This is a genomic window from uncultured Aquimarina sp., from assembly GCF_947492965.1.
In the GTDB taxonomy this organism is placed as follows: Bacteria; Bacteroidota; Bacteroidia; order Flavobacteriales; family Flavobacteriaceae; genus Aquimarina.
Genome location: NZ_CANLOZ010000003.1, coordinates 494,925 through 507,314, shown reverse-complemented (window position 1 = coordinate 507,314; position 12,390 = coordinate 494,925). Strand labels below are relative to the sequence as shown.

At 31.3% G+C, this 12,390-nt stretch carries 15 protein-coding genes; 2 read left to right on the top strand and 13 right to left on the bottom strand.

All coding sequences use genetic code 11. The annotated features are described in order from the left end of the window. Positions 1–339: 339 nt before the first annotated feature. Positions 340–1,176, top strand: coding sequence for a universal stress protein (locus tag Q1B37_RS10225; RefSeq protein WP_299898422.1), 837 nt, complete (start codon positions 340–342; stop codon positions 1,174–1,176). A gap of 15 nt (positions 1,177–1,191) precedes the next feature. After that, a complete protein-coding gene (gene cls, locus Q1B37_RS10220; protein WP_299898420.1) occupies positions 1,192–2,613 on the top strand; it encodes a cardiolipin synthase in 1,422 nt (473 codons plus the stop codon). A 7-nt stretch (positions 2,614–2,620) separates the two neighbouring features. Here the strand turns inward: cls and Q1B37_RS10215 are convergent, their stop codons facing one another. The 13 genes from Q1B37_RS10215 to Q1B37_RS10155 form a co-directional block, all read right to left on the bottom strand. Further along, on the bottom strand, positions 2,621–3,646 hold the full coding sequence (locus Q1B37_RS10215) for a 2-hydroxyacid dehydrogenase (protein ID WP_299898418.1): 1,026 nt from the start codon (positions 3,644–3,646) through the stop codon (positions 2,621–2,623). Then, positions 3,615–4,283: a hypothetical protein gene (locus Q1B37_RS10210; protein WP_299898416.1), complete on the bottom strand. Its 669-nt coding sequence runs from the start codon at positions 4,281–4,283 to the stop codon at positions 3,615–3,617. The genes Q1B37_RS10215 and Q1B37_RS10210 overlap by 32 nt, the downstream gene beginning before the upstream one ends. After that, complete coding sequence (locus Q1B37_RS10205) at positions 4,276–4,752, bottom strand: hypothetical protein (protein ID WP_299898414.1); 477 nt, start codon at positions 4,750–4,752, stop codon at positions 4,276–4,278. Before Q1B37_RS10205 ends, Q1B37_RS10210 begins: the two co-directional genes overlap by 8 nt. Positions 4,753–4,802: 50 nt before the next feature. Beyond that, a complete protein-coding gene (locus Q1B37_RS10200; protein ID WP_299898413.1) occupies positions 4,803–5,246 on the bottom strand; it encodes a hypothetical protein in 444 nt (147 codons plus the stop codon). 81 nt (positions 5,247–5,327) lie between these two features. Further along, positions 5,328–5,771 carry an Hsp20/alpha crystallin family protein gene (locus tag Q1B37_RS10195; RefSeq protein ID WP_299898411.1) on the bottom strand — a complete coding sequence of 148 codons (444 nt, stop codon included), beginning with the start codon at positions 5,769–5,771 and terminating at the stop codon, positions 5,328–5,330. 84 nt (positions 5,772–5,855) lie between these two features. Beyond that, on the bottom strand, positions 5,856–6,266 hold the full coding sequence (locus Q1B37_RS10190) for a hypothetical protein (RefSeq protein WP_299898409.1): 411 nt from the start codon (positions 6,264–6,266) through the stop codon (positions 5,856–5,858). 84 nt (positions 6,267–6,350) lie between these two features. Continuing rightward, positions 6,351–6,755, bottom strand: a complete 405-nt coding sequence (locus Q1B37_RS10185; protein WP_299605974.1) for a hypothetical protein — start codon at positions 6,753–6,755, stop codon at positions 6,351–6,353. An 11-nt stretch (positions 6,756–6,766) separates the two neighbouring features. Continuing rightward, positions 6,767–7,618: a universal stress protein gene (locus Q1B37_RS10180; RefSeq protein ID WP_299605971.1), complete on the bottom strand. Its 852-nt coding sequence runs from the start codon at positions 7,616–7,618 to the stop codon at positions 6,767–6,769. A 67-nt stretch (positions 7,619–7,685) separates the two neighbouring features. Beyond that, the gene (locus Q1B37_RS10175; RefSeq protein WP_299898407.1) at positions 7,686–8,534 is read right to left on the bottom strand and encodes a universal stress protein; all 849 of its coding nucleotides are present in this window, start codon (positions 8,532–8,534) and stop codon (positions 7,686–7,688) included. Positions 8,535–8,599: 65 nt separating this feature from the next. Further along, entirely contained in the window at positions 8,600–9,448 is an 849-nt protein-coding gene (locus tag Q1B37_RS10170; RefSeq protein WP_299898405.1) for a universal stress protein, read from the bottom strand. Positions 9,449–9,482: 34 nt separating this feature from the next. After that, the gene (locus tag Q1B37_RS10165) at positions 9,483–10,334 is read right to left on the bottom strand and encodes a universal stress protein (RefSeq protein WP_299898403.1); all 852 of its coding nucleotides are present in this window, start codon (positions 10,332–10,334) and stop codon (positions 9,483–9,485) included. A 99-nt stretch (positions 10,335–10,433) separates the two neighbouring features. Further along, entirely contained in the window at positions 10,434–11,282 is an 849-nt protein-coding gene (locus Q1B37_RS10160; RefSeq protein ID WP_299898401.1) for a universal stress protein, read from the bottom strand. A 66-nt stretch (positions 11,283–11,348) separates the two neighbouring features. Continuing rightward, entirely contained in the window at positions 11,349–12,275 is a 927-nt protein-coding gene (locus tag Q1B37_RS10155; RefSeq protein WP_299898399.1) for a universal stress protein, read from the bottom strand. Positions 12,276–12,390 lie beyond the last annotated feature (115 nt).

Below are 12,390 nucleotides of genomic sequence, written 5' to 3'. Positions count from 1 at the left end.
AATGTCCATTTGGTAGAAGGAGTTCAACTAGATTAAAATGTTACCCACAACATTTAAAAATTTTTATTTTTTGATGAATATGACCCTAAGTTTTGGTCTAAATGTAGAGGAAGACTTTATGAATAATTCTTGTTCCAAACATTAATATCTTAAAACCAAATTATCCAAAGAGGATCTACTTTCTGTTTTTGAAATACTGGAGGAAATCCAAAATCAAATCTGTATCAATACATCAAAATATAGTAATGCGATCTACCCTCTAGTAATCTCCTTTTATATGATAAAGATCATATTTGATCTAAGGTTTAAAAGGTAATTTTATGGTATAAATCAAACATCATGAAGAATATTCTCTTACCCACAGATTTTTCAAAAAATTCTTTAAATGCTATTGACTATGCTACGGATTTTTTTAAAAAAGAACTATGTACTTTTTATATTTTACATGTACAAAAAGCATCTCATTATACCACCGATGATTTGATGAGCGCTCCGACAAACACTTCTCTTTATCATTCGATAACTAATGAATCAAAAACAAAATTAAATCAGCTTGTCGACGATCTAGAAATTAAATATTCTAATGAAAACTATGCTTTCGAGAAAATAATTGATTATGACATTTTCACGGATGCCATTAGGCAAGCTGTCGTGACTAAGGAAATTGATTTAATTGTTATGGGTACAAACGGAGCTACTGGAGCTGCTGAGGTAGTTTTTGGAAGCAATACACTAAAAGTTATCCGTAAAATTGATTGTCCAGTTTTGGCAATACCAAATAATATCAAATTCAGAGTTCCAAAGACAGTGTTATATGCTTTGAATATAGATGATCATTTTACAACAGAAGGAATTGATCCTCTCACCGATATTTTATCAAAACACAATGCTTCTCTAAGAATTTTGAAAACCAAAGAAGATGAATTGGTAACCATAACAGAATTTGATGATAAAAAGAATCTAGAATCATTTTTTAAAGACTACAACCATACTTTTCATACTATTAGTAATATACCGTTTTCTTTAGCGATTCATAGTTTTGTGCAGGTGATGGAAGTAGATCTTACTGCAATATTCGTAAAAAGAGAAACATTTTTAGAACGCTTTTTTAAAGGATCTGAAACTTCTAAAATTAGTTACGGAACTCAAATTCCTTTATTGATAATGCATTATTAAGTTTATCTTTAATTTGTGATTTATTCAATAGGTATTATTATATACATAATCATTAGTGCAATAATTACTATTAGATTATTGCTTAATGGTATGAGACCTACCAAAATATTAGGATGGCTTTTTGCTATTTTCACAATTCCAATAGGTGGTATATTTCTGTATTTTATGTTGGGAAGAAATCGAAGAAAAAATAAACTCTTTCGATTAAAAAAAACACCTAGGGTTGCAACTTTCATGGAAAGAGCCGTTGCAGAATGCGCTCCTATTTCGACAAAAGAATTTAATGAGCATCATAAAATAATTTCGTTGATTACTCAGAACTCACTTTTTAGACCTAGTACAGGAAATGAAGTAAAACTACTCAAAAATGGAAGAACTACGTTTGAAGCCATTTTTGAAGCTATAAAGAATGCCAACAAATTTATCTATCTTGAATATTATATTTTTGAAGAAGGAGGACTTACTACAGAGCTTTTTAATCTATTCAATACTAAAATTAATGATGGAGTAGATATTTATATCCTTTATGATGGAATAGGTAGCTTATCTCTGAGTAAAGCATACATCAAAAAATTACAGAATATCGGAGTAAAAATTCATAAATTCTTACCCATCCAATTTGGTAAATTTATTTCTTCTATCAATTATAGAAATCACAGAAAAATCATAGTGATCGATGGAGAAATAGGATTTACAGGAGGAATTAATATTGCGGATAAATATATAAAAGGAGATCCCAATTTAGGAATTTGGTATGATACACATTTACAACTAAAAGGTCCTTCTGTAAACAACTTAAAAGCAATATTTGCTCTTGATTGGTATTTGGTCAGTAATGACGAATCTATATTAAACACATCCTATTTTTCTAAAAACCTTGTTAACGGAAACTCTACTGTACAGATAGTTCATAGTGGTCCAGATGATAATTTTCCAGCTACAAAACAGATGTATTTTTCTATCATTAATGAGGCAAAAGATTACGTATATATTGCGAATCCTTATATCATTCCGGGAGAATCGATTTTAGATGCTTTGAAGGTTGCTGCATTGAGCGGAGTGGATGTAAGGCTACTATTATCTCAAAAATCGGATAACCTAATTGTAAAGTGGTGTGTTCGTTCTTATTTTGAAAATTTGTTACAAGCTGGTGTAAAGATTTATCTTTTTGAAGATGGTTTTTTGCATAGTAAAACGATTGTTTCGGACGATACAATATCATCAGTAGGCACTACCAATTTAGATATAAGGAGCTTTGAACAAAATTATGAAGTGAATGCTGTAATTTATGATGATGATTTTGCACTTCAACTTAGAAAAGAGTTTGTAAAGGATTGCCATAAGAGTACTCTTTTAGCGTATGATACTTTCGTAACAAGACCCTGGTCACACAAAATAAAAGAAGGTATCGCTAAAATTTTCAGTCCAGTTCTTTAGTCAAACCCTAACCATCGATATCCTTTAATACGGGTGTTAGCTCATTCTGCGGTATTCCTCCATTTTGCCAACTCTGTATATTATCAAAAGTAGTTTTCGCAATATTATGTAATGCTTCTTTAGTCGCGAATGCCTGATGCGGTGTAATCAAAGAATTGGGTAAATCTATTAGTTCCTGTAAAAGTGGATCATTTGGATGATTTTGAGATCTATCATAGAAAAAAACTCCATTTTCATACTCGTAAACATCCGAGCCATACGCTGCAATCTTTTTTAATTCCAAAGCTTTAATGATATCCTCAGTTCTTACGATACCTCCTCTGGCTACATTAATAAGAATTAGGTTTCGTTTCATATACTCAATAGTCTCTGTACGAATTAAGTGATGTGTCTCTGAAGTCAAAGGCGTACTTAAAAATAGGATGTCTGATTCTTTTAATAGTTCCTCTAATTTGTAATATGTTACTTTATCATTTTCTACTAAATCAGGATCTTCTATCAAATCATTAGCAATAATTTGGCACCCAAAACCATTCATGATTTTAGCAATTACCTTTCCTATTCTTCCCGTACCAATTATCCCAACAGTTTTTTGATTAAGATCAAAACCAATAAGATCATCCAGCAAAAAATTATAATTATGAACCTGTTGATTTGCCATTATTATTTTACGATTTAGTGATAATAATAATGTAATGGCATGTTCTGCAATAGCGTGTGGTGAATATCCCGCAGCATTGGCCACTCGAATTCCTAACCTGCTAGCTGTTTTTAGATTTATATTATCATATCCAGCAGAACGCAAAGTAATATGACGTATCCCAAAATCTCTAAGCCTTTCTAAAACCGAAGAAGAACAATCATCAGCAGAAAAAATAGAAACCACATCAAATCCAAGAGCTAAAACTGCTGTATCTTCGGTAAGACGTTCCTTACTATATTTGATATGAAATTGATCTTTATTAGCCTGCTCCAAAAATGGTATTTCAAAATCCTTTGCACTATATATCAACACCTTCATAATAGAGTTCATGCTTTACAATTAATAGTTTTTGTTCTTTCAATGCCCAGACTAACATATTCACATAATCTTTTATAGCCTTTTTTATATTATCAGGCATGGTAACGTCTATGGATCCTTGCCAGATCACTTCCTTTTCTTTTTCGGGACAGATACAATACAGTGTGGACTGAGCATGAAATATTTGATACTCTTCATAATAATCCTGATCATGATAAATTTCCTGATTCTGGTAATAATCTTCTCTAAAATTATTAAAAGTTCGATCAAGGTTTCTCATGGAAGAAACTACCGTAACCTTGTCTTCTACACCAAGAACTTTGGAAAGTAATATAGCATCAAAACCTTCTTGAATCAATTCTTTCTCAAGTTCTAGTAATTCTTCTTCAGTTTTTGGCGAATCGTCATAGAATTGTTCAAAAAGGTCGAGACTAGTAACAGCATTAACTCCATTTTTTTGTAACGTTTTAGAGAGCCTTTCTTCAAAACTTTTTCGATTCTTACTATCTGCAGTAATTCCGACCACCAGTACCTTTTCAGATTCAAATACTTCGATATCTGGATGTTTCCAATTTTCTACTAATTCACTCGAAGAACAACTCCAAAGCAATCCTATGATCAGTAAGTTATATATAAACACTTTATTCATTATGGTTAGTTTTTGTATTTGATAATATTTTATCTAGTCTATGGACTATCTCATTTGTATATTCTGGCAGTTTTTCAATAATGGATTCGCCAGATATTACATCTACATCTTGTAATGTGATATGACTGCTTCCAACGGTAGAAAGAATAATCAATCTATCAAGATCTTCAGGATGATTTTTGATATATCTCTTCACATTAGATGGCGGGCTTCCGTATTCCCAAGAATTGATAATCACAATTGCATCCCATTTATCTATTGGTACTGTAAACAGTGTATACACATCAATTACTTTAAAATAAATAGCATCCTCTTTATAATGTTTTAATACTCTTTGTACCAATGAATCTTTAAACCTGCTTCCCTGAGAGGCGATAAGCACTTTTGTTTCTAGATTTGGATCATTTACCTGAAATGGTATTACGGTATCCATGGAATATGTATACTCATACCAAATCCAAAATCCCATAAACAAAAGAACTATCACAATTGATATGTTCTTGAGTATTCTCAATGCTATTATTTTGATATTCGTTTTACTTTTTCCTTTTTGATAAAGCTTTTAATTAGTTCAAAAATTATTCTCTTGTGAGCTTTATATGTTTCTAAATAGCTATTTACTTCTTCCGATAATAATCGATGTGTTTGCTTATACTCCTTTTCCTCCTCCAATTGATCTTCACTGTCTACTAATACAAGAAGTTCATTGTTATGGTTCCTAATTTTCTCAAGCAGAGGATCTATCTGTTCAGATAATTTAGCAAGACGATCCGCAGTTTCTTTGCTTTCTTTTACTTCTATTTCTGAAATTGGCGTTGCCGGATAGTTCCTGATAAGATTTTGAAGAAATAACTGTTCATCTTTACTAAATTTTAATTCAGAAATCCAGCCTACGGTAATTTCATGTAATTCATCAGCGCTTTTCCACTCAGCATATTTTATATGTTGCTCATCGGTTTTCATATTTCTGCTCTTATTGATGATAGTTTTAAAATAGAAAAGGCAGAAAATTAACCCCACATCATTTTCTGCCTACCTCTTTTTCTAAGCAATTTCTATTACTCTTTTTGGTGGTTCCTTAGCCTCTTCTTTTTTGAGTAAATTCAGGGTTAACAAACCATCTTTGTATGCCGCTTTGACCTTCTTATTTTGGTCAATACTATTGGGTAACTGTAGTCTTCTTTGAAAAGAATTATAACTAAATTCTTTTCGGGTATAGTTTTCTTCTTCCTGAACAGCATTATTACTATTTTCTGCAGAGATATGAAGCATATCATTTTCTATAGTTACAGCTATATCCTCTTTAGAAAAACCTGGAACCGCCAGTTCTACTTCAAAATCATCTTTATTTTCCTTAATATTCATGGCTGGTAAATCCTTATCTCTGATGAAAAAATCATCAGAGAAAAAACTATCTGTATCTAACCAATTACCAATACTATCATTAATCCAAGGAAATCTGTTTCTTTTAAATTTAATTAGTGACATAATATTTAGGTTTTATAGTTATTATCTGTAATAAAATTAAATCAGTTGAATGAGGAAAAAAATGATATTTCTCAGCTTTAAGATTTATTTCTTCTTCTTTTTAAGCACTCCTCCAGCATAGCTAAACACCTTTGTTTTAAAAAACTGATAGTTTTTATAAAACAGATCAAATTTCTCCTTTAATGAAAAATGTTTATCACTATAAAAAATATCGCAAGACATGGTATCGCACTCCATCATTCCACCTAATTCACTTTCTTGCTTGCTTATCTCTAAATAAATATTCTCTAATTCTGTCTGTACAGTTTTTATTTGTGTTTTAAATTCCTGAAGTCTTTCAAAAAGGTTTGGTGTATTGGGTTCAAAAACATAGGAATTAAGGAGTTGATTAATGAATTGTACTTCACCTTCAATAAATTGAAGTGAGGATTTCCATGTTAACATTTCAAAATGAAAATCTTTTAACCTTGTTTCTGTTTCGTGTATTGTTTTCATTTCTTCAAAATTTTATAATTACCGTTTTTCTAGTATGCGTAAAAAAAGTAGGATTCATATTTAAGAGTACTATCAATACTTCTTTTACAGATTAAAATAATCTCTTACCAATGCTTTGGTTTGATTTGCGGTCATACTATCAGTTTTAAAAACACCTTCTAGTTTGTCATGTAGATCTTTATAGTAGTATCCTAATTCTTTTTTGAACTTTTCTCCAGCCTCTGCAGGTCCAAAAACAACCAGTTTATCGACGTCTTTTACATGAGAAGCTATTTCTTTAAAATAAGCTTTGAACTGATGTTTCTCTCGTTCCAAATATTTACTGTCTTGTACCACATCTTGTGGACCTCCTTTTACTCTGGTTCCGGAACCTCCATGAATGCGATATGTTTCTATTTGAGATGGGATGGTGATCATCTCTTTTTCGTTTTTATTAGGGTTAATAATAAACGCCTTTTCTTTATCCATCCAGATGCCTATGTTTTTCATTGTATATGGTTTTAGTTTTTTAAATCGTGAAGTGCCAGTACAGGAACTGTAGCATGATGTCCTAAGTTTTTAACTAAGGGTCTAGAGAATACACTACCAAAAAAGCTATGCTTATGATTTACAAAAGTGATCATATCACTATCTCTACTTTCTACAAAACAGCTCAAGCCTCCAGCCACATCTACATTATGCAGCGTATGAAATGTATAAGGGACTTCTTCGAAATATTCTTTTAATAAATCCTGATTATTCTTTTGTTCTTCAGAAAGTGTATCGTCTTGTGTGATATATAACACACGAATTGCTGCATTATTTCGTTGAGCGATCTCTACCAAATATTGTAATTCTCTTCTCTTAAAATGTGTTTTATAATCCGTTGGAAATACTATTTCTCTTGGTTTTCGGTATAGTGTTTCTTCTGGAACCATCATTACAGGACAGTTTCTTACCTTTTCCATAACGGATATAGCGTTGCTTCCAAATATGACATCTCTCTGATTACCGGTTCCCTTGGTTCCCATGATAATCATTTCGATATCTTTTTTATCCACGATATCTTTAATGGCCTCTAACAGACTATTCATCTGCGAGATAGCAAAGAATTTATGTCCTGGATATTCATCTCTAAATGCTAATCTTTCCAAGGTTTTTCCAAGTCCTTTTTCTGATTTTTCTTTAGCTGCATCATATAACTTCTCTCCTGGTTCTGGAACCATCATACTTTCCAGCGCATAACCAGACACATCAAACGTATTTAGTAAATAAAATTCGCACTCATCGCTTTTATACAATTCTATAGCATAACAAATAGCTGTCCATGCATTTTTAGAAAAATCTGTTGGTAATAAAATCTTCTTCTTCATCAGTATTGATTTTTAAGATTAGTGTAGTAAATGTACCTCTGTTATTTATCGTAAACTATGATAATTATCAGCTTGCGTCAGGAATAATTAAAAAGGGAACTACAGGATGGAAACCTATACTTTTTATTACTGGTTCATGAGTGATATTTTCCATCAGACTATGCTTATAATTCACCATAGCCAGCATATCAACATCCATATCTCCAATAAAATCATTGATCAATTTTGATTTTTTTGAGAATTTTGAAATCCAATGTACAGTCGGATTTATGTCCTTCAGGTATTTTTTCAAAGCTGTAAAATTATACTCTTGAAGTTCATCTAATTGTTCTTCTTCGTGAATATGAAAAAGCCTAATGTTAGCATCAAAAAGTTTGGTCATATCTACAAGAGGTTTCAACTCCTCTTCCAAATAGAATCTTTTAAAATCAGTAGGAAATGCAATTTCCATAGGTTTTACAAACTCAAATGCATCTGGAATCATCAAGATAGGACAGGATTTTATCGATTGGATCACCTTCACCGTGTTACTTCCCATAAAGATTTCTTTAGCTCCAGTAGCTCCTTTTGTTCCCATAACTACCAAGTCAATCTTTTTACTTTTAACAGTCTTATTAATAGTGTCTATTAATTCTTTGGAAATAGAAATCGTTTCAAAATGATGTTGCAGCTCTTCGGTATCAAGAGTTATTCTATGTTTTGTTTCGAGTAACTTTTCTTCAGATTCTTTTCTCAATTTCTGAAAGAGTGCATCTCCTTTACTCGTATCCAAACGACTAGTTAATATTGGGGTGTTAACCTCAAAAGTATTGAGTATATAAAAATGGCAAGGTTGATTCTGAAACAATCGAGTAGCATAAAAAAGAGCATTATATGCATTGTTCGAAAAATCGGTAGGAACTAGTATTCGTTTCATCGTTAAACTATTTATTAATTATGAGTAAATCTAATTCCTGTAGAAACGAAAAACTATGACAATTCTCAGTTATCAGCAGGGATTACCAGAAATGGAATTACAGTATGAAATGTTATTTTTTTAATAACAGGTTCTCTTAATAATCGCTTGATAAACCCATGCGGGTAGTTAATCATGGCCAATACATCTATCTCCAGTTCTTCTATAAAAGCCTGTATTGCATTTTCTATTGTAGAAAAGTCTTCAATTACATGAAAATCATGCTTCCTATTACTAAAATAATGCTCTAACGTGCTGGAATTAAAGCTTTGCATTTCTGAAAGTTTTGGTTCTTCATATACCTGAATCATTCGTATAGTAGCATCATGAATCTTTGCTAAATCTTTTATAGGATTGATTTCAGATTTGAAATACATTCTTTCAAAATTAGTGGCAAAAGCAATATTTGAAATTTCTTGATATCTACACTCTTCAGGAATTACTAAAACAGGACAACTATCCAGATATTGAACAACCTTATGCGCATTACTTCCCATAAAAATCTCTTTTGCCCCAGTAACTCCTTTAGTTGCCATCAGAACGAGATAATAATGATTTTCATTGATTAAATTTTGAAGAACTTCCACTAAATCTCCTAAACGAGAAATGGTTTTAAAAGAGTGAAGCATACTAGTTTTCGAATTTTCAATATCCTTGACAACCATATCCAACCCCTTTTGTGATGCTGATCTAAGAAGTTTATACTGCTCTCCTATCTTTTGAGAACTAATCGTAGTTAGCAATTGTGTCGCAGCTAAATCATAGGCATTTACAATATGAAATTCGCATGGAGTATTCTCAAAGAAATTAAAAGCATACACTATTGCATTCCATGAATTATCGGAAAAATCTGTTGGAATTAATATACGTTTCATATCGTTATATTTTTAAGATCTAATCATAAATTTATTATTGTCTTTCTATTGAAGGAATCACTAAAAAAGGAACGTTTAGATGATATGCAATCTGATTGATCACCGGTTTAAACAAAAGGTTCTCAAAAAATGAATGCTTATTGTGAACCATCACTAATAAGTTGATAATATGATATTTCTGATAGTCTTCAATAGCTTCTATAACATCCATGCCGTCTGCAATTTCAAAAACATGAGCATTCTCTTCGAAATAAGTATCTAAATATACTTTTGTATCCTTCTGTTGTGTAACTAAGGGAACACCATAATATGCATTTAAAATATGTAACCGCGAGTTATGGATGTCACATATACTCTTAATTAATGGAAATAAAATTGGGTTTGAAGTATTGAGATTATAGTCTGTCGGAAACAGAATTTCTTTAGGTTTTTCGTAAACAAATCCATCTGGGACAGCAATAATCGGACATTTTACTTTTTTCATGGTATACATAGTTTGGGACCCTATCAATACTTCTTTAAGTCCTGTTGCACCTTTTGTACCCATGATTATAAGATCAATATTATACGTTTCAATAACATCCTTTATCTCAGCAATCAACATATTAAAAGCAGAAAGCTTTATAAATTGATGCTTCTCATTTGGAAATTCTATTTGAATCTTTTGTGCTACTTTTTCTATTTCTTTTTTTGAATGTCCAAGTGCAACCTCCTCTATACCATAAGGTGCAGGATTCTCTATAAGGTATTCTGCTGTATATGAAATAGGAGTAAATGTATTTAGCAAATAGAACGTACAGGTTTCGTCTTTAAAAAACTGTACTGCATATTTTATAGCATTATATGCATTATCCGAAAAATCTGTTGGTAATAATATCCTTTTCATCTTTTCAACATTTATTGTTTACTAAATCACCACATCATGACAAACCATTATACCTTCTCATAATTCTTGTGGTCTATTTTTCCTTGTTATTTTTAGAAGTTAGATTCTTGGTACATTTTGCATCACCAAAAATGGAATTTTGATCTCTAATCCTATTGTATCTATTGTAGATGTATACAATATGTTCTCCATGTAGGAATGTCTAGAATTTACCATCACCAAAAAATCTATTCCTTTATGCTCGATAAATTCATTAATTGCTATAGTCAAACTCTTTGACGAGATCCTATGAGATTCTAGTTCAACACCTGATAAACTTGTTTCTAAAAACTCTTTATTGTCTTCTTGTCGTATGGACAACTTATCATTAGTAGATACCCATAAAAAGTTAATTTTAGATCTAAAACTTCTAGCCATTGTATACAATAACTTCAACTCTCTTCTTTTGTATGGTAATTGATAATCTGATGGAAATAAGATACTCTTCGGAGACGTATATGTACAACCATTAGGAATTACCAAAACAGGACTTTTAACGTATTTAATTACCTGTAGTGTATTACTTCCAAAGGTTATTTTGCTGTTATCCGTTTTTCCTTTGGTTCCCATGACAACAATATCTACATTTTCTTCCTCTATAATTTCATTACTCTCATCTACCAACTGACCAAACTTAGATAGTGTTTTATAAGAATGTCTTGGGTTCGGAGAAATCTGTTGTAATATCTCCTCTATTTTGGTCAATTCTTTTTCCGAGTTTTGATAGACATTGTCTTTTATTTCATTAAAAAGTTCTCGAGCCATATGAGCATTCTGATCATATACTTCGTCCGCATAGGCATGTAGTATAAAGAAATCACACTGTTCATATTTGAAAACCTCAACAGCATATTTTAATGCGTTTAAAGAATTCTCTGAAAAATCTGTGGGGATTAGAACCTTTCTCATGATAAATAGTTTTTATTATATCCAAAACTAAGTCCTGTCTAGGAGATGAACTATGACTAATATCAGTTATACCGTATCTTTTATCAGATTTTGATATCTTTTAGATACGTCTTTACCTATTTTAGAGAATGAAGTACTCATTCCTATTTCTGGTAGTATCATAAAAGGAATTTTTGAATAAAACGCTATATTTTTAATGACAGGTTCTCTGGTTAATTTTTCTAAAAAACTGTATCTATAATTCAACATTGCTAATAGATCTACATTCGATTTTTCTGCAAAACCTTGTAAAGTTGAAGCTATAGAATCACCCATGTTTATGGTATGCACATAACTATCTATAGCATTAAAATATTCTTGTAATATTTCTGAATTAAATTTTTGTTCCTCTGATAAAGAACCTGCTTGCTTCGGAATGTGTACAATATCGATTTTCGCACTTTTATGTATAGCTAGGTCTATTAAAGGTGTTAATTCTTCCTTACTATAAAAATGTGTAAATTCTGTTGCAAATGCTATATGCAAAGGATGGTTTATCAAGGAAAAACCAGATGGTATGACTACAACCGGACATTTTTTGATAGCTTTTATGATTCGTACAGCATTGCTACCTATAAATACTTCTTTTGCAGCAGTAGTTCCCTTAGTCCCCATAACGATAAGATCTATTTTCTTGGATGCTACTATTTCTGATGTTACTTCAGTGATCGTGCCAAAAACTGCAATGATTTCAAAATAATGGTTCTTATTAACATTCGCATACTCCAAGCTTTTCTTTATGTGTTTCAGGTTTGTTAAAACATCTAATTGTACTGTATTTTCTACACTACGCTCAGATGGATGATCGGAGAGATGAATAGCTTCATAAATAATTTTGCTGTAAGCATTTACTATATAAAATGTACAAGATTCTTCCTTAAAAAGTTCTGTAGCATAATCAATAGCATTCCAGGAGTTTTCTGAGAAATCGGTAAGTAGCAAAATCTTTTTCATGGTTTTTAGTATTATGTTGATATCTCAAAACTATTTTATTTGCCTTCTCCAAACTATGATTTTTGTCATATGATACGAACGTAGTCTTTATGATTTTTGTACAAAATCTAATAGA